The organism is Streptomyces sp. NPDC023541 (genome assembly GCF_055559995.1).
In genome coordinates this window covers 185,183-210,448 of sequence record NZ_JBVHJO010000012.1, presented here as the reverse complement: position 1 = coordinate 210,448, position 25,266 = coordinate 185,183, and the positions used below count along the sequence as shown (strand labels likewise).

The following is a 25,266-nucleotide window of genomic DNA, read 5'->3' as shown; positions in this document are numbered from 1 at the left end:
ACAGCGCCATGGCGTGCGGGTCGCGCAGGTCAGCCGATGCGGCGGGCCCCCGCCGACGGTACGGCCTCCAGCACGGCCGGCGCCCCGAAGCCCTCCGCCGCGAACGCGTCCGCCACGGCCCGGGCCACGGACGCGGCCGCCGCGGCCGGGACCAGCGCGATCACGGAACCGCCGAAGCCGCCGCCGGTCATCCGCGCGCCAAGGGCGCCGGCGGCGACGGCGGCCTCCACCGCGAGGTCGGTCTCCGGGCACGACACCCGGTAGTCGTCCCGGAGGGAGGCGTGACCGGCCGTCAACAGCGGCCCCAGCGACTGCGGTTCACCCGTCGCAAGCCCTTCGACGGCCCGGGCGACCCGGGCGTTCTCCGTGACCACGTGCCGGACCAGCGGCGCGAGGCCGTCGGGCAGCTCCGCGAGGGCGCCGGCCAGCTCCGCCTCGGAGAGGTCCCGCAGGGCGGTCAGCCCCAGCAGCCCCGCCGCCCGCTCGCACCCCGCGCGCCGCGCCGCGTACGCCCCGTCGGCGAGGTCGTGCGCGACCCGGGTGTCGAGCACCAGAAGGCGCAGCCCGTGCCCGGTGAGGTCGAAGGGGACCTGCCGGACGTCGAGGCTGCGGCTGTCGAGGTGCAGGGCGCTGCCCTCGGCGCAGCAGACCGAGGCGATCTGGTCCATCACCCCGCAGGGCACCCCGGCGAAGGCGTTCTCGGCGAACTGCGCCGCGCGCGCCAGCTCCGGCCGCGACAGCCGCAGCGCGTACAGCTCGTCGTACGCGACGGCGACCGCGCACTCCAGGGCCGCGGAGGAGGACAGGCCGGCGCCCGTCGGCACGGTGCTGTCCAGGTGCACGTCGGCGCCGCCGACGGGCAGGCCCCGCTCCCGCAGCGCCCAGACCACCCCGGCCGGGTAGCGCGCCCAGCCGGAGACCGAGCCGGGGGCGAGGTCCGCCACCGCGAGCTCGGTGATCCGGCCGTCGCCCTGTGCGCTGTGCAGGCGCAGCAGCCCGTCCTCGCGGCGGCCGGCCGCCAGCACGGTGGTCTGCGGCAACGCCATCGGGAGGGCGAAGCCGTCGTTGTAGTCGGTGTGCTCGCCGATCAGGTTGACCCGGCCCGGCGCGGCCCAGATCCCGTCGGGGGCACGGCCGTGGAGCCGTTCGAACTCCCGGCGCACGGCGGCTGCTTGTGCCGCAGGCCCGGTCACAGGACCCCCCGCAGCCGCCGCGCCGCCGCCTCGGGCGCCACGTCGTTCATGAAGGCGTCCATGCCGGCCTCGGTCCCGGCCGTGTACTTGAGCTTGTCGGCGCTCCGCCGGACCGTGAACAGTTCCAGGTGCAGGGCGAGTTCCCCGCCCCCGACGAGCGGCGCCTGGTGCCAGGCCGCGATGTAGGGGGTGGGCGCGGCCGACCCGAAGAGCCGGTCGAAACGGCGCAGCAGGTCCAGGTACAGGCCCGGGAACTCGGCGCGCTCCGCCTCGTTGAGCGCGGTCAGATCGGGGACCCTGCGGTGCGGGTGGAGGTGGACCTCGTACGGCCACCGCGCGGCGTACGGGACGAAGGCGGTCCAGTGCTCCCCGGCGAGGACCACGCGCTCGGTGGCCGCGCGGGCTTCGGCGAGCACGTCCTCGAAGAGGTTGCGTCCGGTGCGGGCGCGGTGCGCGGCTGCGGCGGCGAGGTGTTTGGCGGTGCGCGGGGTGGTGGTGGAGAAGGCGTAGATCTGGCCGTGCGGGTGGGCCAGCGTGACGCCGATCTCCGCGCCGCGGTTCTCGAAGCAGTACACCTGCCGCACGCCGGGGCGGGCGGACAGGGCGGCGGTGCGGTCGGTCCATGCGTCCAGGACCAGCCGGGCCCGCTGCGGGGTGAGGTCGGCGAAGCCGGCGTCGTGCTCCGGGGTGAAGCACACCACCTCGCAGCGGCCGGCCTCCCCGGCGAGGGACGGGAAGCGGTTCTCGAAGACGGCCACCTCGTAGTCGGCGGCCGGGATCTCGCTCTGCCGCCCGTCCCGGGAGGGGCAGAGCGGGCAGGCGTCCGCCGGCGGGTGGTAGGTACGGGACTGCCGGTGGGCGGCGATGGTGACCCAGTCGCCGGTGGCCGGGTCACGGCGCAGTTCGGGGGCGTTCTCGACCCGGTCCAGCGGGCGCCGGTCCTGGGCCGTGCGGTCCCGGCCGGGCTCGGTGTCGTAGTAGATGAGCTCGCGGCCGTCCGCCAGTTCGGTCACGGTCCTGTGCACGTGCACGTCCTCGCCTGTCTCGTCAGGGCCTGTTTCGTCAGGGGGTGACGGCCGGGGCCGACGCGTCCTCGATCATACGGCCGTCCGGGGCGGTCCGGCCGTTTGCCCTCCGCCCGAAGGGGCAGGCGCAGTGCGCGGCCGGCCGGGAGGACGGCCGGGCGCGATGCACCGTGGAAGGGACGTGACGACGATGAGGGTGGCGTTTCTCGTGGCGCCGGAAGGCGTGGAGCAGATCGAGCTGGAGCGGCCCTGGCAGGCCGTGGCCGACCAGGGCTGGCAGCCACGCCTCGTGTCGACCGAGAGCGGCGAGGTCCAGGCGTTCCACCACCTCGACAAGGCGGACACGTTCCCCGTCGACGACGTGGTCGGCGCCGCCGGACCGGACGACTACGACGCGCTGGTGCTGCCGGGCGGCGTCGCCAACCCCGACGCCCTCCGCATGGACGAGGGCGCGGTCGACTTCGTAAGGGGCTTCTTCCGCACCGGTCGGCCGGTGGCGGCCATCTGCCACGCCGCCTGGACGCTCGTCGAGGCGGACGTGGTGCGGGACAGGACCGTGACGTCCTGGCCGAGCCTCGCCACCGACCTGCGCAACGCCGGTGCCACCTGGGTCGACGAAGAGGTACGGGTCTGCCGGGCGGCGCCCGGCACGCTGGTCACCAGCCGCAGGCCGGACGACCTCGACGCCTTCTGCACCGCCTTCGTCAAGGAGTTCGGCGCCGGACCGTCCGCACAGGGCTCGTCCGCGGAGGGTTCGTCCGGCCCCTGACGGACCGTCGGTGCGTGCCCGGGCGGCGGGCTGTGACGGGAGGTGGGCCGTGAGCGGCGGCGGTGAAGACCCGGCGGGTACCGACGCGGGCGGCGGTACGGGTGCGCCTACGGGCGCGCGCGCCGCCACCGGCACCGGGGCGGACCGGGCGGCCGGCTCCTGGCTGCTGGACGAGGCGCTGACCGCGACGATCCGGCGCACCGGGGCGACCGCCGGCGGGTTCCACCTCTGGGACGGGCCGGAGCACGGCCTTCTGGCCCTCGTGGTGCTGTGCGGCGTGCCGGCCGAGGTGGCGTGGCCGTGGCACCGGATCCCCGTGACCGCCTCCACCCCCGTGAGCGACGCCGTGCGCCAGGACCGGCTGGTGTGGATCGGCTCGCAGGAGGACCTGGCCCACGACTACCCGCAGGCGGCGGTCAGCCTGCCCTATGAGTTCTGCCTGGCCGCGGCGCCGCTGAAGGGCCGCCGCGGCGCACACGGCGCCCTGTTCCTGCTCTGGCCCGCCGGTCACGCCCGCACGTCGAGCCCGCGCGAACAGCACCACGTCACCTCCGCCGCCCGCCGGATCGCCAGGATGCTGGACGAGGCCGACGGCGCGCCCGAGGTGCCCGACCGTCCCCGCGTCATCCCGATCGCACCGCCCCGCACGTACGGCGGCGGGCCGGCGCAGGCCGCCGCCGACTGGGCCGAACGCCTGCCCGAGGGCGCCTTGGCCCTGGACCTGGAGGGCCGGATCACCTTCGTGAACGGCACCGCCGCGGAGCTGCTCGGCCGTACGTCCGGCCAGTTGCTGGGCACGTGGCCCTGGCAGTCCCTGCCCTGGCTGGACGCACCCCTGGTCGAGGACCGCTACCGGTCCGCCGTCCTCAGCCGCGAACCGGTCGAGTTCACCACCCTGCGCCCGCCGGACATCCCGCTGCGCTTCCAGCTCTATCCGGATTCCAGCGGCATCAGCGTCCGCGTCACCCGCCCCGCCCGCCATCTGGAGACGGTCCGGTCCGGCCCGGCCGCGGGCGGGACCGTCGCGCACACGGGCCGGGTCCACCAGCTCCTGCACCTCGCGGCCGCCATGACCGAGACCGTCACCGTCCGCGACGTCGTCGAACTGGTCGCCCACCAGGTCCTGCCCGCGTTCGGAGCCGACGCCCTCGTCCTGTCCGCCGCCGACGCGGGCCGCCTCAAGATCACCGGTTACCACGGCTATGATCCCGCGACCATCGAGCGGCTCGACGGCCTGCCCTTGGGCACCGGGCTGACGCCCGCGGGGCAGGTACTGGCCGACGGCGTCCCCGCCTTCTTCGGCGACCCCGCGGCGATGGCCCGCGCACACCCCGGCGCACCGCAGATCAGCGGCAAACAGGCCTGGGCGTTCCTCCCGTTGACCATCTCCGGCCGCCCGGTGGGCTGCTGCATCCTCTCCTACGAGCGGCCGCACGACTTCACCGCGGACGAGCGCGCCGTCCTCACCTCGCTGGCCGGACTGATCGCCCAGGCCCTGGACCGGGCCCGCCTGCACGACGCGGCGCACGACCTCGCCCATGGCCTCCAGCAGGCGCTCCTCCCGCATACCCTCCCCACCGTGCCGGGCCTGCGGGCCGCCGCCCGCTACCTGCCCGCGGGCCACGGCATGGACATCGGAGGCGACTTCTACGACGTCATCCCGCTGGACGCCACCACCGTGGCGGCCGTCATCGGCGACGTCCAGGGGCACAACGTCGCCGCCGCCGCCCTCATGGGCCAGGTCCGCACCGCCATCCGCGCCGCTGCGGGCGCCCCGCCCGGCGCGGTCCTGGCCCGCACCGCCCGCCTCCTGGCGGGCCTGGACACCGAACTGCTCGTGTCCTGCCTCTACGTCCACATCGACCTCGCGAGCCGGTGCGCGACCCTGGCGAGCGCCGGGCATCCGCCGCCGCTGGTACACGCCCCGGGAACCCGGCCGCGCCGCGTGGACCTCGACCCCTGCCCGCTCCTCGGCATCGGCGCCGACACCCCGTGCCCCGTCACCCGCCTGGAGCTGGCGCCGGGGACCCTCCTGGCCCTCTACACCGACGGGCTGGTCGAGAAGCCCACCGCGGCCGGCATCGACGCCGAGCGCGGCACCGACGACCTCGCCGTGATCCTCGCCGAGAACGACGGGGCGGATCTGGACGACCTCATCGAGGCGCTCCTTCACGGCACCGGCGCGGCCTCCGAGCACACGGACGACATCGCGCTGCTCCTCCTGCGGCTGTGACCGCGGGAGGAGTGAGGACAGGGGCCGGACCCGCGCCGGCTACAGGTACGGGTCGAAGGGGATGCCCGCCGGCTTGGCCTCCGCCAGGTGGGAGGCGAAGGAGCCGTCCTTGAGACCGAAGTGGGCGCCGCCGAAGTCGGCCTGGCTGAGCTTGTCCCGGAGCGTCGCCGGGTACCCCGACCAGCCCACGAGCGTGGGGTACTGCCAGGTGCCGCGGTGGTTCTCCGGAGGGTCGTCGTTGGTGTTGGCCGCGCGGAAGCAGTGCGTGCCGAGGCCGTCCTTGTGGTAGACGATCTTGGGGTGGGTGCCTTCCCAGCGGATCCGGTCGCGTGCGTGGATCTCGAAGTCGCCGTGCGCGGAGGTGGCGACGTACTTCGCCTCGTTGCCCTGGATCCAGACCACCACGTGCTCCCAGTCGTGGCGGTGACCGCCGAGGCTGATGCCGGGGATCGCCTGGTCCTTCTCGAAGTACAGCGCGTAGACCACGGCGCACCAGCCGTTGTTGCAGGTCCAGCGCGAGTATCCGTTGGTGTTGGCGAGGTCCGAGGCGTCCCGGCAGTTGCCGTCGAGGGCGCCGGTGGGCTTGAGCCCGCCGTTCAGCACCCCGCTCGGGCCTATGGCGGGTGTCGGGTAGCAGCCGTCGGTGTCGTAGTCGTAGGCGGGCTGGAAGGTCCGCTCGATCGCCTCGGCCTGGCCGGGCAGCGCCGGGGGCGGAGCCGCGAAGGCCACCTGCGGAACGCCGACGACGAGCGCGAGGGCGGCGCCGACGACGACGAGGGATCTCGGGATGCGACGGTTGGTCCGCACAACAGGCCTCCTGGCCGGTCGGGTTCGGGGGTGGCGGGCCGGAGACGGCCACCGCCGACCGACACGCCCGGAGCATCATTGGCGAACCGGGTCGGCACGGCAAGGGTCCGTGCAGCGTCTGCTGCACACGCGGGTGTCTTGAACTCCCCGTCAGAACAGGAAAGTTGAGGAAATGTCAGAAATGGCGGCACGGGCGCCCGCGGGCGGGTCGGGAGGTGGACCCCGTGCGCACGAAAGGTCCGCCCCCGAAAGCCGGGGGCGGACCGGAGCCGCGGCCGGGCGCCGTCACACGGTCACAGACCGACCGTGTTCATGAGGATGATGGCCGCGAGGTTCAGAAGGATGACGGCGATGACGACGCCGATCGAGATCCAGGCCTTGCGCGATTCGTCCATGGGCGCGGGTCACCTCCCGACGGGGGACGCGCCGCCGCGCGGCGGTCCGGCGGCCGGACGGCGGCCCGGCCGGCCTCCTCCCATGATGACCCCGCCGCGGGCTCGGCACACGTCCTGGTCCCGGTGCGTCAGGCCGCGACCCAGGTCCCCGTCATGCCGAGGACGGCAGAGCCGTCCAGGTCGGCCAGCTTGGCCCCGGTGAAGTCGCGGGCCCACTGCGAGGTCTGGATGCGGAAGGCGGGGCGGTCGGCGGTCAGCGCCTCCATGACGGCCTCGGCGGCGCCGGCCGGGGTCTGGGCCGCATCCTGCGTGAACTGGCCGACCGTGCGGTCGATGTAGGCGCGCAGCGCGTCGGTGTACGGTCCGGCCGCGGCGATCCGGGCCTCGAAGTCGAGCCCGATGTTGTTGACGAACTCGGTCGCCACCGCGCCCGGCTCGACGACGGACACGTTCACGCCGAGCGTGCCCGCCACCGGCGCCAGGCTCTCCATGTACCCTTCGACCGCGAACTTCGCCGCGCAGTAGGCCTCGTTGAAGGGCTGGCCGATGACGCCGCCGACGCTCGTGACGGTGATCAGGCGGCCTCCGGTGGCCCTCAGGTGGGGGAGCGCGGCCTTGGAGACGTTGAGCACGCCGAAGAAGTTGACCTCCATGACCTCGCGGACATCGGCCACGGTCTCCAACTCCAGGGTGCCGAGGTGTCCGGCGCCGGCGTTGTTCACCACGGCGTCCAGGCGGCCGTAGTCGGCGATCACGCCCTCCACGGCGGCGGTGACGGACTCCTCGTCGACGACGTCGAGCCGGCGGATGTCGATCTCGACGCCCGCCTCGGCAGCGGCCGCGCGCAGGGCGTCGGCCCGGCCGGTGTCGCGCAGGGTGGCCACCGTGCGCCAGCCGGCGCGGGCCGCGGCGACGGCGGCGGCCAGGCCGATCCCGGAGGAGGTCCCGGTGATCAGGACGGTACGGAGGGGGCCGTCGGTGGTGGTTGCGGTGGGGGTGGTGGGGGGCGTGGACATGGGGGCCTCTGGAAGCTCGGATTTATGTGCGTGCACACACACTTTAAGGTTATGTGCGTGTGCACGCAACCTCTAGACTGTGTGACATGCCGAAGAAGCTCACAGAAGCCGAGATGCCGGCGGCCGACTACGCCTTCTACGGGCTGGTCTGGGCCGGCACGACGATGACGGACCGCGTCGACAAGGCCCTCGTCAAGGCCCACGACCTGCCCGTGTCATGGTTCGAGGTCATGCTGTGGCTGGCGTCCAGCCACGAGCCGGTGCCCGCCTCCGTCCTGGGGAACAGCACCCTGCTCAGCCGCAGCCAGGTCTCCCGGGTCGTGGACGCCCTGCAGAGCCGGGGCCTGGTGACCCGCACCCCGTCGGCGCGCGACGCGCGCTCCGTGGAGGTCTCGCTCACCCCGGCCGGCCGCACCCTCTTCACCGAGGCCGACGCCACCCGTCGCGAGGCCCTGGCCCCGGTCTTCACCGACCTCCTCGACGCGGACGACCTGGAGGCCCTCGGCACGGTCTGGCGCAAACTCAAGGCCGCCAAGGACACCGCCCAGGGCGGAAGCGCTCCAGGGCGGACACGCCCTTAGCGGCTGCGCGGCCAGGCCGGGCGGCGGCGGGACGACGTGCGCGGTCTGCGGAGCCTGCGGCCGGACGGCGCCGACGGTGCCAGTGCGAACGTCACCGTGATGTGCGCGCCCCCCAGCGGGCCGCGGGCGATGCGCATCGAGCCGCCCGTGGCCGTCGCCGCCCGCTGCGCGATGTCGAGGCCGAGCCCGGTGGACCCGGTGCTGCTACCGCGGGACAGGGCCCGGTCCGGTTCGGGTATGCCGGGGCCGCCGTCCTCCACGACCAGCTCCACGGCCTGGGCCGTGCGCACCACCTGGACTCCGAACGGGGTCCCCGGCGCGGTGTGCCGGAAGATGTTGCCGATCAGCGCGTCCACGACAGCGGCGATGTCGTCGTCGGAGAGGCTGACCGCCGTCGGTTCCTGGGTCAGGTCGAGGGCGCAGCGCCGGTTCTGCTGTTCCGCCAGCACCGACCAGAAGGCCGTGCGGCGGCGTACGACGTCGGCCGCCTCGCAGCGCGGCCCGGATGCCCCCCTACCGGCCGATGCCGGGCCCGCGGCCGGTTCCGTACCGAGCAGGCCCTGGCCCATGGGGCCCACGGCCAGCGGGGTGCGCGCCGCGGCGATGATCGCCTGGAGCTCCGTCTCCAGCTCGCCGACGGCGGCCTCCACCCTGGCCGACTCCGGCGTGCCGGCCATCCGCTCCGACGCCAGGTGAAGGGCGGTCAGTGGGGTCCGCAGCCGGTGCGACAGATCGGCGACGAGTTCCCGTTCGACGGCGAGCAGCTCGGTCATCCGGTGGGCCATCGCGTTGAAGGCGATGCCCGCGTCGCGCAGCTCCGGGGGGCCCATGGGGTCCACCCGCGTGTCCAGATCGCCCTGGCCCAGCGCCTGCGAGGCCTGCGCCAGCCGCTTCGAGGACCGGACGACCTTCGCCCCGAGGCGGTCGGCGACCAGGACGGAACCGCCGACCAGCCCCACCGCGAGGAAGAGCATCACCGCCCACGATTCCTTCACTCCGCGGGTGAGTTCCGCCTCGGGGACGAAGTTCTCGATGACGGCGACCTGGTCACCGGGGAGCACCACCGGCTGGAGGCAGATCCAGCCGTTCGGGATCTCCTGGGAGATGGACTCGCGACCCTGCTGGGCCCGTTCGAGCAGCGCCGCCGGGGCCTTGGACGTGCCGAGGGCCCCGGAACCGGGCAGGTGGACGACGAGGTACTCGGCCGCGTCCAGGCTCGCAGCCGACTCCCGCAGCGCGTACGGGTCCGTGGTCAGGGTGAGGACGGGTGCCAGGGCGGCGGCCCGCTGCTCGGCGGCGTTGACGCCCTGCTCCTTGACCAGCGACATCACCAGCAGGGCCAGCGGTATGAGGAAGGAGAGGGCGACCATGGAGGTCACGGCGAGGGCCACACCGGCCAGGGAGCGCCTCAACGCGGGGCCACCAGTTTGATGCCGACGCCCCGCACGGTCAGCAGATAGCGCGGTGCAGCCGCGCGTTCACCGAGCTTGCGCCGCAGCGACGACAGGTGCACGTCGACCGTCTGGTCGTCCACGTACGGCTCCCGCCAGACCTCCGTCAGCAGCCGGCGTTTGGAGACGACCTGCCCCGAGTGGCGGGCGAGGAAGGCCAGGAGGTCGAACTCCCGGCGGGTGAGGCGCAGCTCCCGCCCGGCCAGGTACGCGGTGCGCGCACCCGGGTCCACCGCCAGCTCGCCCACCACGGTGGCCCGCAGCGGTTCGGCCGCCGCCGTCACCGGTGCGCCGCCGGTGGCGGCTCCGGCGGGCGGGACGTGGCTGGTGCGCCGCAGGACGGCGGAGAGGCGTGCGACGAGCTGCCCGCCGGAAAAGGGCTTGACCAGGTAGTCGTCCGCGCCCGCGTTGAGGATCTTGATGATCTCGGACTCGTCGTCGCGGGCGGTGGCCACCAGGACGGGCACGGAGGATATGCCCCGGATCATGCGCAGCGCGTCGCCTCCGTCCAGATCGGGCAGTCCCAGGTCGAGGACCACGGCGTCGACCGGCGTCTGGGTGACCTCGCGCAGGGCGCCGAAGCCGTCTGCGGCGCTGCGTACGGCATACCCGTGTTCCGTCAGGACCTCGATCAGGGACTGGCGGATGCTGGGGTCGTCTTCCACGACCAGGACGCTCGGCATGCGGACACCTTAGGGGGTGTCCTGCCGGTCGGAGCCGATGGGGGAGCGGCTCACCACCAGTACTGCGGGTAGTGGATGCCGGTGCGGCGGGCGCGCGAGAGGGCGCAGCCCGCGAGGACGATCAGCAGGGCCGCCCCGGCCAGGAGCGGTACGAAGGTACGCGGATCCGGCGTCCGCAGGACGATGACGACGGCGGTGGCGCAGGCGGGGGAGTGGGGGGTCCTGGCCAGGGTCATCACCGCGAGCGCGAACCCGGCCGCGACGGCCGCCACCCAGGGCGAGCTGCCGAAGGCCGCGAGCCCCGCGTAACCGACGGCGGCGGACAGCAGGTGGCCGGCGATCACACTGCGGGGCTGGGCCAGCGGCAGGCCGGGCACGCTGTGCACGATCGCCGCGGACGCGGCCAGCGGGGGATGAGGACGGGTTCGTGGAGGGCGGCGCCGATGGCCACCAGGCCCAGCATGACGGCGGTGGCACCGCTGACGCTGTGCAGGACGGTACCGGGCGCCGGAGCCGGGGCGCGTCCCACGAGGCGCGACGGTATCCGGATGCGCGCGGCCGCGGGTGTGCGCGGCCGCGCCTGCTGCGCCCGCTCGCGCTCGGGGGCGATCTGGTCGGTGCTCAAGGGGGATGACGTCTTCGGGGCAGGGTCGGCGGGCATGCGTCCGTCCGGCGGTGAGCGGCGGGGAGGGCGGAATCGCCCGGCAGGCCCGCGCGATCGGCGGGTGGGCGGCCGGCGGGTCCGGGGTGCGGCGGCCCGGGGTGGGGGCGGACGCGAACCCCCTGGATCATACGAAGCCGCCCGAACCGGGCAGCGACCGGGTCCGCTCCTCGCCGCACCGTGCCGGTCCGCACGCCCGTCACGGAGCCTCGAACACCGGGCCGTCACCGGTGACGCGCAGCCGCACGGGGCGGTCGGACACCGGAATGGTGCAGCCGTCCCGCGTGCTGCAGCTCGCGTAGCCGACCAGTACCGTCGCGTCCCCGTTCCCGTCGGCGCGGACGGGCAGCGTCGTGGTGACCGGGCCGTCCGGGTAGACGGGGACCGGGGCGTCGACGCCGGGCACGCTGATCGACCGCACCTCCGCGGCCGCCTTCAGGCTGCCCTCCGCCTTCAGAACACCGGTGACCCCCACCGCCGTCGGCCGGCCGACGCCCTCTATGCCGGTGGCCGGCAGCTCGGTGCTGTAGAGGTGGAAGCCCTTGGCCTCTGGTGTGAAGACCGCCGTGAGGGTGCCCTCCGAGGCCTTCCAGTCGGCCACCGACAGCGTGACGGTGACCCCGTTCTCGGAGAAGCGCGTCGCGGGTGCGGGGCCCCGCTCGGAGCCGGCGGTGTCCGCGGCGGGCTGCCCGCCGCATGCCGAGAGCGCGGCCAGGCAGAGGAGGGCGGCCGCGGCGCGTGCCTTTCGGGACTGCCGTACATACAGGGAAGTGTTCATGTGTGCCTCTGTGCCTCTGTGCGTCTGTGTTGCGGGATCGGTTCGAAGCGGGTCGACAGGACCCGGAGGGCCGTTCGGCGGGCCGTCTAGAGGGCCGTGCTGAAGCTCGCGCTCCACAGCTGCAGCGTGTAGACCATGTCGTTCCACACTCCGGTGGCGAGCAGGACGCCGACCAGGACGAGCATGCCGCCCCCGGTCCGCAGGACCCACGGGTAGTGGCGCTTGACCAAACCGAAGGCACCCAGCGCCCGGCGGAAGGCCAGCGCGGCCAGAACGAACGGCAGCCCCAGCCCGAGGCAGTACGCGGCCATCAGCAGCGCCCCGCGGACCGCGCTCGCCTCGGTCCAGGCGAGCGCCTGCACGGCGGCCAGCGTCGGCCCGATGCACGGGGTCCAGCCGACCGCGAACACCGCGCCGAGGGCCGGGGCCCCCGCGAGCCCCAGCGCGGGACGCCGGTGGCTGCGGAACTCCCGCTGCGTGAAGCCCGGCAGGAACCCCATGAAGGACAACCCCATGAGCACCGTGAGGACACCGAGCACCTGGGTGACCGTCTCCTGGTGCGCCAGCAGGCTCCTGCCGAAGTATCCGAACAGGGCGCCGCCGGAGACGAGGACCGCGGTGAAGCCCAGGACGAACAGCAGCGCGCCGGTCGCCATCCGGCTGCGTCGCCCGCCGCGCGCGTCCGCCAGGTCGGCCACCGACAGGCTGGTCACGTAGCTGAGGTAGCCCGGTACGAGCGGCAGCACGCACGGCGAGAGGAAGGAGACGAGTCCGGCGGCGAACGCCACGGGAGCCGCGATCGCGAGCGTTCCGTTGACGAGGGAGGGCGCGTCCGCGACGGCGAGCGCCCATGGCGCGGCGGCCGTCACGATTCCTCCTTCAGGACGAGCGCGAGCAGGGGCCGCAGCTGTTCGTCGGTGACGGCGCCCCCGATGGCGGCGGCGACGCGCCCGCGACGGTCGATCACGAGGGTCGAGGGGATCGCCTGCGGGTTGACCAGGGAGGGCGGGAACCGGAGCAGGAGTTCGCCGTCGGGGTCGTGGAGGCTGGGGAACGTCATGTCGTGGGCGCGTACGAAGGACCGGGCGGCCGCCCGGTCCCGGTCCCGGGTGTTGATGCCGAGGAACCGGACCCCGTCGGCCCGGGTCTGCCGGCTGAGCCGTTCCAGGTCGTCCGCCTCCGTACGGCAGGGACCGCACCAGGAGCCCCAGGCGTTCAGTACGACGACCTGGCCGCGGAAGTCGCCGAGCGCGACCCGCTCCCCGTCCAGGTCGGCTCCGGACAGGGCGGGCGCGTCCAGCCGGGAGCCGGGGTCCATGACCGTCGCGCCGGCCGCGGCGCGGACGGCGCGGGGCCCTCCGGCCGCGGACCCGGCGCCGGATCGGTCGTCCGTGCAGAGCCCGGCGACGGCCAGCACGGCCGCCACCGCGAGGCCGGTACCGGCCGGGACGACGAGGGACGCCCGTACCGGTCGTCTCATGACGCCCACTTGCGCAGGAAGGAGTTGATGCCCTCCGAGGTCAGCGACGGGTTGCCCGTGACGTGGGTATCGGTGCGCACCGTGCCGGACGGCGAGACGACGACCAGGACGGGCATCGTGTAGGTGCCGCCGGAAGGGCTGTACTTGCGCAGGAGCGCGGAGTTGGCGGGGCTGTTGCCGCCGATGTCCACCTTGACCAGGTGGTACGAGGCGCCGAGGATCCCGGCGGTCTGCGACTGGGCGAAGACCTTGTCGGCGGCCCTGCAGTTGCCGCACCAGTTCGCGCCGAAGTCCAGCAGCACCATCCGCCCGTCGGCCTTGGCCGAGCGCAGCGCCGCGTCGATCAGCTTCTGCGCGTCGGCCGAGCTGTCGTAACCGGGGCCGGGGACCTTGGCCGGCGCGGGAGCGGCGGACGTACGGGCCGGCTTGGCGGAGCCCCCGGCGGACGAGGCGGAACCGGACGGTGCCCGCGACGGGGTCGGCGAGGAGGAGGCCGAGGGGGAGGCGGACGCGGACGGCGAGGCCGACGCGGTGGGGGACGCCTCGGCGAAGGCCGTCGCCGACTCCGAGGGGAAGGTTTGGGAGGACTGGCCGGCCGTGGCCGCGGCGGCGGAGCCTGCGGGCTCGGAGGACGGTCCGCAGGCCGCGGTCAGGCCCGCCGCGACGACGGCCGCGGCGACCAGCGGCAGCCGCCGTCCCAGGGCGGCGGCCGATCGGGGCGACGTCGTACGACGGTCGGCGCGGTCGGCGCGTTCGGCGTGGACGGGTCGGAGCATGCGAGAACTCATGGCGAAGACACCCCAGGGCACGGTTCGGACTGCGGGAGGGGCGAAGCGCCCCCCGGCTCGGTGAAACCGGCGGCCCGACGGGGATCGGGGCGTCGTGCGCCCCGGGGCCGAAGGCCGCTCGGCTGAGGCGAGCATAGGACCGCTCGGGGCCCGGGGAACCGTGTCGGCGTGATCTTGAGCTTGCCCTAAGGAAGAGCTCACCTTCCGCTTCGCCGGAGCTTGGCCGGAACAAGGCAGATCGGTCGTATCGGCCGTAACGGCGAGGTCGCCGGGAGGGGTTGGCGCGCGAAGCCCTCAGAAGGACGATTCGCGGACGCTGGCCTTCGCTCCCGGGTCGATCGTCGCCGTGATGACCGACCGGTGGTCGGCGCTCGTGAACGTGACCGTGAGCGTGCTGTCCGAGGTCTGCGACGTGGAGGTCTTGAAGCCGCGGCTGGGGATCGCCGAGATCAGGCACACGCCGCGGCTCCCGTACCGCACCGTCACCTTGCCGCCCTGCGAGGGGACGGTGTACAGGCCTGCTCCGCCCTCCTCGCAGTCGACCTTCCGCGGCGCGGCGGTCCGGGGGGCGCCCGACGTGGCCTTGACGGGTGTGGGGGCCGCCGTCGTGGGGGAGGGCCGCTGCGATGCCGTCGGCGAGGGGCTGGCGGACGCCGTCGGGGAGGGCGTGTCAGCCGGCGGACTCCCCGCCTGCCAGGCGGGAGGCGTGTCGATGACCGTCGGGGCGGACCGTGCGACCGGGGGCGTATGCCGGGTCGAGCCGACCACGAACTGGACCGTGGCGAGCACGGCGGTCACGCTGGCGGCCGTGCACGACAGCCATATGAGCAGGTAGCGCGGAGTTCGGGGCACGGCCCCATAGTGTCCGACGCTCCGGCCGGTCTGTCACGGGCTCCCCCCGAGACGGCCCGTACGCCGGCGGGCGAACGCCGACGTCCTCCCGCCCGCGTAGGGGTGGGAGGACGTGGCTGTGGGGGGCGGTTCAGGGGGGCAGGGGGTGTTCGCCCCCAGGGGGTCGGTTACCTCGAGGCGCCGAAGTTCTGCGTCCACCACGGGCCGCCGTCGCCCTTGTGGACGCCTATGCCGATCTCCTTGAAGGCGCAGTTGAGGATGTTGGCCCGGTGGCCGGGGCTGTTCATCCACGCCCTCATGACGGCGTCCGCGTCGGCCTGCCCACGGGCTATGTTCTCGCCCAGGTTGGACCACTTGTAGCCGGCGGCCTCCACGCGGCTGGTCATGGTGGACCCGTCCGGCCCGGTGTGCGACATGACGCCGGCGCGGGCCATGGTGTCGCTGTACCCGCGCGCGGCGGCGCTCAGCTTGGCGTTGGTGGCCAGCGCGCCGCACCCGGCGGCTGCCCGCTCCTTGTTGACCAGGGCGAGCACGGCGGACTCGGCGTCCGCGTTGACGGTGCCACCGCCCCCGCCCGTGCTGCCGCCCCCGCCCGAACCGCCCGAGCCGCCGGAACCGCCGCCGGAGGTGGTGGCGGGCTTCTTCGTGGGCTTGGCGGCGGGGGAGGAGTCCGATTTCGCCGGGCTGCTGCTCTGCGCCGTCGCGGGGTCCGTGGGCGTCGCCGACGCCGAGGCGCCGGCGTCGGGCGACGCGGACGCGCTGGCGTTCGTCGAGACAGTGGCGTCGGTGGTGGGCGTGCCGGCGCCGGGCGCCGGGGTCGCCGTCCCCGTGCCCGTCCCGGAGGACGCGCCTGCGGCGCCGTCGGCCCGCCGTTCGGTCCGCGCGTCATCGCCGGAGTCGGCCACCGCGACCCCCACCGCCACCACCGCGGCGGCCGCGGTGACAGACAGCACGATGCGCGTGCGCACCGCCTTCTTCCGCCGGGCCTCGACGCGGGTCTGCGTTTCGGGAGTTCGGCTGCGGCTCATGCCGGTAACACCTCGCAAGAGAAGGGGAGGAGGGGAGTCCGCCTGAGCCTAGGCCCGTGACCAGCCCGAATCGCCCCCTGGAGGGCTTCTTCAAGTTCCCTTAAGGAAACCCGCAGGGTCAACACAGGGACGAGTCGGGCAATCGCCCCAACTCCCCCTGGTGCAAAGCCGGATACGACCGCCGTCCGGTGGTGTCAGCCGTGGTCTTCCCAGTCGGGATCGAGCAGAACCTGGCGTCGCTGCTCGCGACGTCGCCGGACTCTGGTGGCCCGCACGTACATGGTGAGCCCGTCCGGTCCAGGTCCCCCGAGCCTCCGACGCGCAGCCCATTTCCCTGCCCGCCGCCCGCCGTTGCAGGTCGGTTCGACGGCGGGGACCGTCCTGCCGATGAGGCGACGCCGTCGAAGACGACCTGGGGGCGGGTGCGCCCGAGCGCCAGGTACCACGCGACCGGCCGCGGGCCCGTCCCGTGGATGGCGGTAACGCCTTCGTCGCCGTACTGCTGCCGGAGCACACCACCGTCAGGCCCTGTGGAACGACGGGAGTTTCCCCGTCAACTCCCGCATCCACCGAACCCGTTGGCCGCTTGCGACGGCCGCTGCGAGGCAAGGCAGCGACGAGGACGATGACGGCGCCGTCGGCGAACTCGCGGTCGGTGTTCACCACGTTGATCACCATCAGCACGACGCCGATCGCGGCCGCTGTTGGCGTAGCAGTGCCGGCAGGCACGGGAGCCCAGTTCTGAACCGCGATCTAGCCGTCGAAGGCGGGCAGGACCAGTGAGCCGTCCTCGGTCAGGGTGAAGCCGGGGTTGTTGGCGATCTCCCAGGCGTGGCCGTCGGGGTCGGTGAAGACGCCCGAGTAGAAACCGATCGCGTTGACGGCGGCCGGGCGGGTGACGGTGCCGCCGGCCGACGCGGCCGCGGCGAGGACGGCGTCCACCTCGGCGTCGGCGCGCACGTTGTGGGCCAGGGCGATCCCGCCGAAGCCGACCGGCGGGGCGTCCGGAAGACCGCAGTCCGCGGCCAGCTTCCCGCGGTCCCAGAGGACCAGGGCCAGACCGCCGGCCTGGTGGAAGACCGTCTCCTCGACCTCGGTGCCGCGCCAGCCGAGCGCCGCGTAGAAGCGCTTCGCGCGGGCGAGGTCCGAGACCCCCAGGGTGACCAGGCTGATCCGCTGTTCCATCCCGCCACCGTAGCGCGGGACGGCCGGTCGGGCCCGGATCCGGCGGCGGCGGGACGCGACGTGCTCGGCCCGGTCAGGCCGCGGGCTTGCCCGGCTGGTCGCGCGTCGAGCAGTGGATGCCGCCGCCGCCCGAGGCGATCGTGTCGATCGCGACCGGCACGATGTCCCGCTCGGGGAAGTGCTCCTGAAGAATGCCGCGGGCCCGGTCGTCGGCCGCGCGGTCACCGAACTCGGGCATGAAGACGGCATCGTTGGCGATGTAGAAGTTGGCGTAGGTCGATACGAAGTCGTCCCCGTCGCCCGTGATCCTGTTCAGGTCGGGCTGCGGCAGCTCGATCACCTCGAAGCGCCGGCCGCGGGCGTCCGTCGCCTGTGACAGGACGGACTTCGCCTGGTCGGCGGAGTGCGACCACGAATCAGCCGGCGTGCTGGGGTGCGCGCGGTCCAGCAGGACGACGCCGGGGGCGGCGAACCGTACGAGGCTGTCCACATGGGCGTCGGTGATGTCCTCACCGCGGACGCCGGCCAGCCAGACGACCTTCTGGACGCCCAGGGTCCGCTTGAGCTCCGCCTCGATCCCGTCCCGGTCCTTGCCCCGGTTGCGGTTGTCGTTGACGAGCGAGCTCTCGGTGACCAGCAGGGTGCCCTCGCCGTCCGTCTCGAAGGAGCCGCCCTCGGCGACCAGCGGGGCCTGGACCCGGGGGATCCCGTACCTGTGGAGTAGGGCCCGGGCGACCACCCCGTCGTTCCCGTGCTCCTGCTTCTTGCCCCAGCCGTTGAAGTTGAAGTCGACCCCGACGACCTTGCCGCCCTCCTCGACGAAGACGGGGACGGTGTCACGGGCCCACAGGTCGTCCACCGCGAGCGGGATGACCTCGACGTCGTTGCCGCAGGCCCGCTGGGCCGCGGCCGCCTCGTCGGGGCGGGCCATCATGACGACGGCCTCGTACCTGCCGACGGCCCGGGCGATCCGCGCGATGTCCTCGCGCACGTGGCGCAGGTCCCGCTCCCACACATCGGCGGCCAGTGCGGGCCAGGCCATGAAGGTGCGGGTGTGGCTCTCCCACTCGGCACCGAGGCGACGCCCGTCGGCTGCGGGGGCGGACCCTTTCGTGGCCTCGGGATGTACTCCGGCCGCGGACGGGCCGCAGGCCGAGGCGCCCGCGACGATCGCGCCGATTCCGGCGAGGGCGCGAAGGACGGTCCGGCGGGCGGGGGGAAGGAAGGGCACGGGAACTCCGATCGTGGGCTGGCGGAAGGGATACATCCCGCCAGGGCCGGCGCGAGTGTCGCACAGGCGAGCAAACCGCTCCCGAGCGGTGAGCGGGTGCGGCTGGGTGATTCGGGCTGACGGTGCGGGTGGAGTCGGACGCGCGGAAGCCGGGGGACGAGTTCCCGGCGGGCTTCGGCCGGACGGCCCCTGACGGCGACCGCCTCGGTACCGGCGGTGGCGGGATCCACTGCGTCACCGGCAGCCGCTCCTGTAATCCCACCCCGCCACCCCGCCCCCCGCCGGGACGCCATCGGCGCGCCTCGACCCGGCGGGACCGGTGGCCTCGCCGGCTCGGCCCGCCGGTACGCTGCTCGCTTCGATCCCCCTGACGGCGCGAGGCCATATCCGTTGGGGGAGCCGGAGCGGGGGCGGGTGGATCATGGCGGGCGGGCGGTCGCTGGGACGGCGCTTCGGGTGGCTGTGGACGTCGTACGCCGTCAGTACGCTCGGTACCTGGCTCGCCTTCGACGCGTTCCCCCTGATAGCGATCCTCGTCCTGCACGCCGGGACGACCCAGGTGTCGCTGCTGGCGGCCATGGGGCCGGCGGTCGGCGCGGTGCTGGCGCTGCCGCTCGGACCGTGGGTGGAGTCCCGCCCCAAGCGGCGGGTGATGATCACCATGGACCTGCTCCGGTTCGGGGCGCTGACGAGCGTGCCGGCGGCGTACGTGCTCGGCGGGCTCACCTTCGCCCAGCTGCTGGTCGTATCGGTCGTGGCCGGCGCGGCCGGCATCGCCTTCACCGCGGCCGGCGGGGCGTGCCTGAAGGAACTCGTCCCGCAGCAGGACCTGCTCGTCGCGAACGGCCGCTTCGAATCCACCACGTGGACCGCCACCATGCTCGGACCACCGCTCGGCGGGGCCGCGATCGCCGCGTTCGGGCCGGTGGCGACCGTCATGGCCAACGCTGTGAGCCACCTGCTCTCGGCGGCGGGGATCCGCGCGATCGGGGGAACGGAGCCGCGCCCGGCGCCCACCGGAGCGCGGCAGCGGCTGCGCGCCGGCGACCTCTTCGAAGGGTGGCGGCACATCCTGACCGATGCCGTGCTCCGCCCGCTGTTCCTCAACTCGGTCCTGGTCGGCGGCCTGATCATGGCGACCTCGCCGCTGCTCGCCGTCCTGATGCTCGGCCCCCTCGGGTTCGCGCCCTGGCAGTACGCACTCGCCTTCGCCGTGCCCTGCGTGGGCGGCCTGATCGGCTCGCGGCTGGCACCGCGGCTCGGCGCCCGGTTCGGGCAGCACCGGGTCATGCTCACCGCGGGAACGCTGCGGGCGTGCTGGCTGCCGTGGCTGGCCTTCGTCGGCCCCGGCACGCCCGGGCTCGTCCTCGTCATGGCCGTCGAGCTGGGGCTCATCACCTGCATGGGTGTCTTCAACCCGGTGCTGGCCACCTGCCGGCTGGCCCGGACCCCCGCGGACCGGGCCGCCCGCACCCTGCTCGCCTGGTCGGTGTCCGGCAAGGCCGTCATCGCCGCGCTCACCGCCCTGTGGGGCGTGCTGGCCGTCGCCACCGGCCCCCGCGCCGCGATCGCGATCGCCGGCCTCCTCGGCATGGCCACCCCGCTCCTGCTGCCGCGTTCGGCCCCGGCGGACCGTACGGTCCTCAACGGCCGGCCGCGAGATGGTCGCTGAGGGCCTCGTGCGTCAGGTGCAGGCCGGCCCGTAGGACCGCGTCGTGCCGGGTGGGGTGAGCCGCGCGGTGGGTGAGGTCGAGACCCCGGGCCCGGTCGAGCTCGGCGGCGAACCCGTCCCCGCGCAGGGCGGCGTCCAGGGCCAGCGCGGTCGACCGGACCAGCGGGGCGATGGCGCGCAGGGCGGGATCGGGGGCGGTGGCCGCGGAGGGGTCGGCGCTCAGGCCGCGGGCGCGTTCCTGCAGCTCCTGCGTGAAGCACTGGAGGGTCACGGCGCTGCGGGCGGCCAGCACCAGGCGCCTGTCGAGCCCGTCGGGCGGTCTGCGGGTCCGTCGGCGCCGTGCGGCCCGGTCGAAGGCGGCCCGGCAGGCCTGCGGCCGCAGCCACAGCCACGCCCCCTCGGGCAGCGGATCCGGGGCCGCGGGCGGCCCGCCGCGGGCGAGTCGGCCGGCCACCCCGTCGAGGAGGCGCCCGACTCCCGCCCGGTACGCGTCGAGGCCCTCCGCGGCGGACCTGTAGGGGTCCGGAGGCCACAGCAGCGGTCCGAGCAGCACGACCACGGCGATCCCGACCAGGGTCTCCGCCAGCCGCGCCAGCGGATACCCGGGAAGCGCGGTGGCGTAGATCATCAGCGCGGTGACGAGGACCTGCTGGTTGGGGGAGCCGGGCCCGCCCAGCAGGTACATGCCGGCGCACCCGCACACCAGCACGGCCAGGAAGGACAGTGACGAGGGCGGCAGCCGGCCCAGCAGGAGCGTGCTGAGCAGCACACCCACGAAAACGCCCACCAGGCGCTCCCACGCCAGGCGCGGCGCCGTGTACACGTCCTCACGGAGGATCAGGACGGCCGGCAGGGCCGCGGGCACGGGCGCCGTGCTCGTGCCCCACCACAGGCACAGGTACCAGGGCACCGCGGCGCAGATCACCAGGCGGGCGCCGGACCGCAGCCGCGCGCCGGCGGAGGGGAAGTGCGGACGAAAGACGACCGTACCGGGCATGACGGACATCGTAGGGTTCGCCGTCCTGTAGCCGGCCGAACCGCGTGTCGAACGACCGAGGGCGCGACGTGGGACGTGAGGGCACGCGGCGGCGGAAGCTGCTGCCCGCCGCGGCGGCCGTGGTGGCCGTGGTGGCGTACTGAGGGGGCGCGGGGCTGTACTGGTTCGAGCCGTGGAGCCTGCGGCAGGAGCAGACGGTGAGCGAGCCGCAACCGGCCGCCGCGGTAGCGTCCGCCTGCCGGGTGGGGCCGCCGAAGCGGGAGAGCCGGCGCGGGTCGCGCAGGCCGTGGTCGCCGCCCGAGATCGCCCACCTCGGCGACGCCTCCTTCGATGAGCGGTTCGAACACGGCATCGGACTCATGGCCCGTCGCCGACCGCGCTCGGCGGGTCGCGCGCCGGACTTCCGCGCGCCGGACTTCCCTCGCGCCGATGAGTCGGCGGGCTCGCGCCGGTCTATCCATTGACGGAGAAGACCGACTCACCTGGAGCACGTCATGGGACTCATCCACATCGAGCTGTTCGCGACCCTCGACCTCGTCGGCCAGGCGCCCGGCGGCCCCGACGAGGACCCGGACGGATTCCCGTTCGGCGGCTGGCAGGCGCCCCTCCTGGACGAGACCGCCGGGGCGCAGGTCGGCGCCGCCTACGAGGGCACCGACGCCCTCCTGCTCGGCCGGCGCACCTACGACATCTTCGCCGCCTACTGGCCCCATCAGGAAGGCGGCCAGGACGACGACATCGCCACGCTCTTCAACCGGGTCCCGAAGTACGTGGCCTCGCGCGGCACGCCGGACCTCTCCTGGGCCGGATCCACACAGCTCGGCCCGGACCTCGCCGGCGCGGTGCGCGAGATCCGTGACCGGCACGAGCACATCAAGGTCGTCGGCAGCCTGGACCTCGTGCAGACCCTGCTGCGCGAGAAGCTCTTCGACCGGCTCGACCTCTGGGTGCACCCGATCGTGCTCGGCGTCGGGAAGAAGGTCTTCGACGGGGGCGCGGTGCCCACGAACCTCACGCTCCTCGAACCTCCGGCAGCCGGCCCCAAGGGCACCGTGTACCTGCGCTACGGACTCGCCGACGGCGTTCCCGCGACCGGGGACATGAGTGCACCCGATCGGGGTACCGGAAGCGACGGCTGAGGCGCTTGCGCCCCGCGGGTTTTTGTCCGCGGGGCAGAAGCCTTCCCCGGACCAGCGCCGTGCGCGGTAGCCTCCGCGAAAGGGCCGCCCTCTGGAAGAACTCTTCCGAAACCGCGCGTTCGCGGCGCGCCGCACTCGGAACCGACCTGGAAGGACACACGTGAAGGACTCGAAGGACAGGCTGGAAGCACTGCGGGCGGAGATCGAGCGCCGCAACCCCGCGCAGCCCGAGTTCCACCAGGCGGTACGGGAGGTCCTCGAAACGCTGGCCCCCGTCTTCAGCGCCCGGCCCGAGTACGCCGACCCTGCCCTGGCCCTGGTCGAGCGGCTCACCGAGCCCGAGCGGCAGATCGTCTTCCGTGTCCCGTGGCAGGACGACCGCGGCCGGGTCCACGTCAACCGCGGCTACCGCGTCGAGTTCAACAGCGCGCTCGGCCCCTACAAGGGCGGCCTGCGCTTCCACCCGTCCGTGGACATCGGCGTGGTGAAGTTCCTCGGCTTCGAGCAGATCTTCAAGAACGCCCTGACCGGCCTCGGCATCGGCGGCGGCAAGGGCGGCAGCGACTTCGACCCCCGCGGCAGGTCGGACGCCGAGGTCATGCGGTTCTGCCAGTCCTTCATGACCGAACTGCACCGGCACATCGGCGAGCACACCGATGTTCCCGCCGGGGACATCGGTGTCGGCGGCCGCGAGATCGGCTACCTCTTCGGCCAGTACCGGCGCATCACCAACCGCTGGGAGGCCGGCGTCCTGACCGGCAAGGGACAGGGCTGGGGCGGTTCCGCGATCAGGCCGCAGGCGACCGGCTACGGCAGCGTGCTCTTCGCCGCCGAGATGCTGAAGGTCCGGGGCGAGTCGCTGGACGGGCTGACCGCAGTGGTCTCCGGCTCCGGCAACGTCGCGCTGTACACGATCGAGAAGCTCCAGCAGCTCGGCGCGAACCCGCTGACCTGCTCGGACTCCCAGGGCTACGTCGTCGACGACAAGGGCATCGACCTCGCACTGCTCAAGCAGGTCAAGGAGGTCGAGCGCGGGCGCGTGAGCGAGTACGCGGCGCGCCGCGGATCCTCGGCGCGGTTCGTGCCCGCCGGCCGGGTGTGGGACGTGCCGGCAGACATCGCCTTCCCCTCCGCCACGCAGAACGAACTGGAGGCGGGGGACGCCCGTACGCTCGTCGCGGGCGGGGTCAAGGCGGTGTCCGAGGGCGCGAACATGCCGACCACCCCCGAGGCCGTACGGATCCTGCAGGAGGCCGGGGTCGCCTTCGGGCCGGGCAAGGCCGCCAACGCGGGCGGGGTCGCGGTCAGCGCCCTGGAGATGAGCCAGAACGCCGGCCGGGCGGCCTGGAGCGCGCAGCGGGTGGAAGACGAACTCGCCGCCATCATGCGGTCGATCCACGCCGTCGCCCACGAGACCGCCGAGCGGTACGGCGCTCCGGGCGACTACGTCACCGGCGCGAACATCGCCGGCTTCGAGCGGGTCGCGGACGCGATGCTGGCCCAGGGCGTCATCTGATCCGGTGACCACGCCGCGCTCGTGACGTCGGTGGAGCGGCCCGGGACTCGCCTCCCGGGCCGCTTCGCCGTTGCCGGGGTGCGTGCGTGGGTACGGCCCCCGCCCCGGCGGTGACGACGGGTCAGGAGATGCCGTAGCGGGCCCCGATGCCCGCGACGAGCGGGCGCAGTCTCTCCTCGAAATCCGTGGAGACGGCGGCCGTACTGCGCGGGGACCTCGGGAGTCGCTGCTCACTCCTGCGAGGAGGAGCGGCTCCCGGTCGCCGCCGAGACACCCGACCCCGCGTGCGCCTGCAAAGAACGTGCTTATTACACGCGGGAGTTCGTGAGAACGCGTGTGCGAGATGGAGAAGGTGTGGAGGGGCTATTGAGAAACCTAGTTGAACAAGTCCTTACCCCCGGTTCGCCCTTGATTTGCTCCTGTCAATCGGAACAGGGTTCTACAGAACGTTTGACGCCCCACACGTCAACACGAGGAGAACCCTCTACATGGCAACTCACAAGCGATCCAACGCCCTTCGCAACACGGCCATAGCCGCGGGAGCCGCGACAGCGGTCGCGGCGGCCCTGTTCGCGAGCCCCCTCGCGGGGGCGGCCGAACCGGCCGAGGGGATCGTGCACGGCCTCGGTGTCCAAGGCGCCGTGGACGGCAGCTTCGTCGTCATCCTCGACGCATCCGCGAACAAGGAGGACCTGGCGAAGAAGTACGGAGGCAAGCTGGAGCGCTCCTACGGCTCCAAGGTCAACGGCTTCTCCGCGTCCGGCCTGACCGAGAAGGAGGCCAAGCGGCTCGCCGCGGACCCGGCCGTCGGAACGGTCGTGCAGAACAAGCGCTTCACCATCAAGGAGACCCAGGACAAGCCCCCGTCCTGGGGCCTGGACCGGATCGACCAGGCCGCCACGGCCAGCGACCAGAAGTACACGTACCCCGACGGCGGCGGCGAGGGGGTGACGGCGTACGTCATCGACACCGGAGTCCGCATCTCGCACAAGGACTTCGGCGGCCGCGCCGCTCACGGTTTCGACGCGATCGACAACGACGAGACCGCCGACGACGGCAACGGCCACGGGACGCACGTGGCGGGCACCATCGCCGGCACCGCTCACGGCGTCGCCAAGAAGGCCAAGATCGTCGCGGTGCGGGTGCTGGACGACAACGGCTCGGGCACCACCGAGCAGGTCGTGGCGGGCATCGACTGGGTGACGAAGAACCACTCCGGCCCGTCGGTCGCCAACATGAGCCTCGGCGGCGGCGTGGACGAGGCGCTGGACGCGGCGGTCAAGCGGGCCATCGACGCCGGTGTGACCTTCGCGGTGGCGGCCGGCAACGAGTCCTCCGACGCCGGCCAGGGCTCCCCCTCCCGGGTGCCCGAGGCCCTCACGGTCGCGTCCAGCACCGAGGGCGACCAGCAGTCGGACTTCTCGAACTTCGGCTCGGTGGTGGACCTCTACGCACCGGGATCGGAGATCACGTCGGCCTGGAACGACAGTGACACCGGGGTCAAGACGATCTCCGGGACCTCGATGGCCTCCCCGCACGTGGCGGGCGCCGCCGCCCTGTACCTGGCGGCCAACCCGTCCGCGACGCCGGCCGCCACGGCCGCCGCGCTGACCGGGTCCGCGACGAAGGGAGCCATCAAGAACCCGTCCTCCGGCACCGCGAACAAGTTGCTGAAGGTCGCGCCGTAACGTTTCGGCAGATCCGTCAGGAGCGGCTCTCCGCACTGCGGAGGGCCGCTCCTCGGCGTCGAACGATCAGCCCGTCCGCCCCCCGTCCCCGGCGGCGA

The 25,266-nt window shown here is 73.7% G+C and carries 24 protein-coding genes; 7 read left to right on the top strand and 17 right to left on the bottom strand.

What is annotated here, in order from left to right; genetic code table 11:
* Nucleotides 1-29: 29 nt before the first annotated feature.
* Both galK and galT read right to left on the bottom strand, forming a co-directional pair.
* On the bottom strand, nucleotides 30-1,163 hold the full coding sequence (galK, locus tag ACZ3X1_RS27405; protein WP_467281311.1) for a galactokinase: 1,134 nt from the start codon (nucleotides 1,161-1,163) through the stop codon (nucleotides 30-32).
* Between the two features lie 26 nt (nucleotides 1,164-1,189).
* A complete protein-coding gene (gene galT / locus ACZ3X1_RS27400; protein ID WP_467281310.1) occupies nucleotides 1,190-2,218 on the bottom strand; it encodes a galactose-1-phosphate uridylyltransferase in 1,029 nt (342 codons plus the stop codon).
* Nucleotides 2,219-2,408: 190 nt separating this feature from the next.
* Here galT and ACZ3X1_RS27395 point away from each other — a divergent pair, with 190 nt between their 5' ends.
* Together ACZ3X1_RS27395 and ACZ3X1_RS27390 are read left to right on the top strand one after the other, a co-directional pair.
* A complete protein-coding gene (locus tag ACZ3X1_RS27395) occupies nucleotides 2,409-2,987 on the top strand; it encodes a type 1 glutamine amidotransferase domain-containing protein (RefSeq protein ID WP_467281326.1) in 579 nt (192 codons plus the stop codon).
* 166 nt (nucleotides 2,988-3,153) lie between these two features.
* Nucleotides 3,154-5,220 (top strand): SpoIIE family protein phosphatase, encoded by a 2,067-nt coding sequence (locus ACZ3X1_RS27390; RefSeq protein WP_467281325.1) that lies wholly within the window; start codon nucleotides 3,154-3,156, stop codon nucleotides 5,218-5,220.
* Between the two features lie 39 nt (nucleotides 5,221-5,259).
* On the opposite strand, the gene ACZ3X1_RS27385 is transcribed toward ACZ3X1_RS27390, so the two are convergent.
* Nucleotides 5,260-6,027, bottom strand: a complete 768-nt coding sequence (locus ACZ3X1_RS27385; RefSeq protein ID WP_467281309.1) for an NPP1 family protein — start codon at nucleotides 6,025-6,027, stop codon at nucleotides 5,260-5,262.
* 523 nt (nucleotides 6,028-6,550) lie between these two features.
* Complete coding sequence (locus tag ACZ3X1_RS27380) at nucleotides 6,551-7,438, bottom strand: SDR family NAD(P)-dependent oxidoreductase (protein ID WP_467281308.1); 888 nt, start codon at nucleotides 7,436-7,438, stop codon at nucleotides 6,551-6,553.
* Between the two features lie 86 nt (nucleotides 7,439-7,524).
* Between ACZ3X1_RS27380 and ACZ3X1_RS27375 the strand changes: the two genes are divergently transcribed.
* The gene (locus ACZ3X1_RS27375; RefSeq protein ID WP_356813445.1) at nucleotides 7,525-8,019 is read left to right on the top strand and encodes a MarR family winged helix-turn-helix transcriptional regulator; all 495 of its coding nucleotides are present in this window, start codon (nucleotides 7,525-7,527) and stop codon (nucleotides 8,017-8,019) included.
* Here the strand turns inward: ACZ3X1_RS27375 and ACZ3X1_RS27370 are convergent.
* From ACZ3X1_RS27370 to ACZ3X1_RS27315, 12 genes are all read right to left on the bottom strand, one after another.
* On the bottom strand, nucleotides 8,016-9,431 hold the full coding sequence (locus tag ACZ3X1_RS27370; protein WP_467281307.1) for a HAMP domain-containing sensor histidine kinase: 1,416 nt from the start codon (nucleotides 9,429-9,431) through the stop codon (nucleotides 8,016-8,018). The two genes, ACZ3X1_RS27375 and ACZ3X1_RS27370, sit on opposite strands and share 4 nt — an antisense overlap.
* A complete protein-coding gene (locus ACZ3X1_RS27365; protein WP_356813443.1) occupies nucleotides 9,428-10,153 on the bottom strand; it encodes a response regulator transcription factor in 726 nt (241 codons plus the stop codon). Before ACZ3X1_RS27365 ends, ACZ3X1_RS27370 begins: the two co-directional genes overlap by 4 nt.
* Nucleotides 10,154-10,203: 50 nt before the next feature.
* Entirely contained in the window at nucleotides 10,204-10,530 is a 327-nt protein-coding gene (locus ACZ3X1_RS27360; RefSeq protein ID WP_467281306.1) for an HPP family protein, read from the bottom strand.
* Nucleotides 10,494-10,778 (bottom strand): hypothetical protein, encoded by a 285-nt coding sequence (locus tag ACZ3X1_RS27355; RefSeq protein ID WP_467281305.1) that lies wholly within the window; start codon nucleotides 10,776-10,778, stop codon nucleotides 10,494-10,496. Before ACZ3X1_RS27355 ends, ACZ3X1_RS27360 begins: the two co-directional genes overlap by 37 nt.
* A 235-nt stretch (nucleotides 10,779-11,013) precedes the next feature.
* Nucleotides 11,014-11,592 (bottom strand): hypothetical protein, encoded by a 579-nt coding sequence (locus ACZ3X1_RS27350; protein WP_467281304.1) that lies wholly within the window; start codon nucleotides 11,590-11,592, stop codon nucleotides 11,014-11,016.
* Between the two features lie 86 nt (nucleotides 11,593-11,678).
* On the bottom strand, nucleotides 11,679-12,461 hold the full coding sequence (locus ACZ3X1_RS27345; protein ID WP_356813440.1) for a cytochrome c biogenesis CcdA family protein: 783 nt from the start codon (nucleotides 12,459-12,461) through the stop codon (nucleotides 11,679-11,681).
* Entirely contained in the window at nucleotides 12,458-13,072 is a 615-nt protein-coding gene (locus tag ACZ3X1_RS27340; protein WP_467281303.1) for a TlpA family protein disulfide reductase, read from the bottom strand. The genes ACZ3X1_RS27345 and ACZ3X1_RS27340 overlap by 4 nt, the downstream gene beginning before the upstream one ends.
* Nucleotides 13,069-13,860, bottom strand: coding sequence for a thioredoxin family protein (locus ACZ3X1_RS27335; RefSeq protein ID WP_356813438.1), 792 nt, complete (start codon nucleotides 13,858-13,860; stop codon nucleotides 13,069-13,071). The genes ACZ3X1_RS27340 and ACZ3X1_RS27335 overlap by 4 nt, the downstream gene beginning before the upstream one ends.
* 294 nt (nucleotides 13,861-14,154) lie before the next feature.
* Nucleotides 14,155-14,712 carry a hypothetical protein gene (locus ACZ3X1_RS27330; protein WP_356813437.1) on the bottom strand — a complete coding sequence of 186 codons (558 nt, stop codon included), beginning with the start codon at nucleotides 14,710-14,712 and terminating at the stop codon, nucleotides 14,155-14,157.
* A 167-nt stretch (nucleotides 14,713-14,879) separates the two neighbouring features.
* Entirely contained in the window at nucleotides 14,880-15,740 is an 861-nt protein-coding gene (locus ACZ3X1_RS27325; protein WP_467281302.1) for a CAP domain-containing protein, read from the bottom strand.
* Nucleotides 15,741-16,493: 753 nt separating this feature from the next.
* Nucleotides 16,494-16,925 carry a VOC family protein gene (locus ACZ3X1_RS27320; RefSeq protein ID WP_356813434.1) on the bottom strand — a complete coding sequence of 144 codons (432 nt, stop codon included), beginning with the start codon at nucleotides 16,923-16,925 and terminating at the stop codon, nucleotides 16,494-16,496.
* Between the two features lie 73 nt (nucleotides 16,926-16,998).
* Nucleotides 16,999-18,156, bottom strand: coding sequence for an agmatine deiminase family protein (locus ACZ3X1_RS27315; protein WP_467281301.1), 1,158 nt, complete (start codon nucleotides 18,154-18,156; stop codon nucleotides 16,999-17,001).
* A gap of 421 nt (nucleotides 18,157-18,577) precedes the next feature.
* Here ACZ3X1_RS27315 and ACZ3X1_RS27310 point away from each other — a divergent pair, with 421 nt between their 5' ends.
* Nucleotides 18,578-19,828: an MFS transporter gene (locus ACZ3X1_RS27310; RefSeq protein ID WP_467281300.1), complete on the top strand. Its 1,251-nt coding sequence runs from the start codon at nucleotides 18,578-18,580 to the stop codon at nucleotides 19,826-19,828.
* Here the strand turns inward: ACZ3X1_RS27310 and ACZ3X1_RS27305 are convergent.
* Nucleotides 19,800-20,825: an FUSC family protein gene (locus ACZ3X1_RS27305; RefSeq protein WP_467281299.1), complete on the bottom strand. Its 1,026-nt coding sequence runs from the start codon at nucleotides 20,823-20,825 to the stop codon at nucleotides 19,800-19,802. The two genes, ACZ3X1_RS27310 and ACZ3X1_RS27305, sit on opposite strands and share 29 nt — an antisense overlap.
* Nucleotides 20,826-21,319: 494 nt before the next feature.
* Between ACZ3X1_RS27305 and ACZ3X1_RS27300 the strand changes: the two genes are divergently transcribed.
* The 3 genes from ACZ3X1_RS27300 (at nucleotide 21,320) to ACZ3X1_RS27290 (ending at nucleotide 25,168) form a co-directional block, all read left to right on the top strand.
* Nucleotides 21,320-21,964, top strand: coding sequence for a dihydrofolate reductase family protein (locus ACZ3X1_RS27300; protein WP_362634655.1), 645 nt, complete (start codon nucleotides 21,320-21,322; stop codon nucleotides 21,962-21,964).
* Nucleotides 21,965-22,124: 160 nt separating this feature from the next.
* Nucleotides 22,125-23,480, top strand: a complete 1,356-nt coding sequence (gdhA, locus tag ACZ3X1_RS27295; RefSeq protein WP_356813429.1) for an NADP-specific glutamate dehydrogenase — start codon at nucleotides 22,125-22,127, stop codon at nucleotides 23,478-23,480.
* Between the two features lie 488 nt (nucleotides 23,481-23,968).
* On the top strand, nucleotides 23,969-25,168 hold the full coding sequence (locus ACZ3X1_RS27290; RefSeq protein WP_467281298.1) for a S8 family peptidase: 1,200 nt from the start codon (nucleotides 23,969-23,971) through the stop codon (nucleotides 25,166-25,168).
* The last annotated feature ends 98 nt before the right edge of the window (nucleotides 25,169-25,266 follow it).

Bases quoted from the DNA above. Each gene is read 5' to 3' on its own strand.
- ACZ3X1_RS27395 (WP_467281326.1), top strand. From the start codon at position 2,409: ATGAGGGTGGCGTTTCTCGTGGCGCCGGAAGGCGTGGAGCAGATCGAG.
- ACZ3X1_RS27380 (WP_467281308.1), bottom strand. From the start codon at position 7,438: ATGTCCACGCCCCCCACCACCCCCACCGCAACCACCACCGACGGCCCC.
- ACZ3X1_RS27375 (WP_356813445.1), top strand. From the start codon at position 7,525: ATGCCGAAGAAGCTCACAGAAGCCGAGATGCCGGCGGCCGACTACGCC.
- ACZ3X1_RS27365 (WP_356813443.1), bottom strand. From the start codon at position 10,153: ATGCCGAGCGTCCTGGTCGTGGAAGACGACCCCAGCATCCGCCAGTCC.
- ACZ3X1_RS27350 (WP_467281304.1), bottom strand. From the start codon at position 11,592: ATGAACACTTCCCTGTATGTACGGCAGTCCCGAAAGGCACGCGCCGCG.
- ACZ3X1_RS27340 (WP_467281303.1), bottom strand. From the start codon at position 13,072: ATGAGACGACCGGTACGGGCGTCCCTCGTCGTCCCGGCCGGTACCGGC.
- ACZ3X1_RS27335 (WP_356813438.1), bottom strand. From the start codon at position 13,860: ATGAGTTCTCGCATGCTCCGACCCGTCCACGCCGAACGCGCCGACCGC.
- ACZ3X1_RS27325 (WP_467281302.1), bottom strand. From the start codon at position 15,740: ATGAGCCGCAGCCGAACTCCCGAAACGCAGACCCGCGTCGAGGCCCGG.
- ACZ3X1_RS27320 (WP_356813434.1), bottom strand. From the start codon at position 16,925: ATGGAACAGCGGATCAGCCTGGTCACCCTGGGGGTCTCGGACCTCGCC.
- ACZ3X1_RS27310 (WP_467281300.1), top strand. From the start codon at position 18,578: ATGGCGGGCGGGCGGTCGCTGGGACGGCGCTTCGGGTGGCTGTGGACG.
- ACZ3X1_RS27305 (WP_467281299.1), bottom strand. From the start codon at position 20,825: ATGCCCGGTACGGTCGTCTTTCGTCCGCACTTCCCCTCCGCCGGCGCG.
- ACZ3X1_RS27300 (WP_362634655.1), top strand. From the start codon at position 21,320: ATGGGACTCATCCACATCGAGCTGTTCGCGACCCTCGACCTCGTCGGC.
- ACZ3X1_RS27290 (WP_467281298.1), top strand. From the start codon at position 23,969: ATGGCAACTCACAAGCGATCCAACGCCCTTCGCAACACGGCCATAGCC.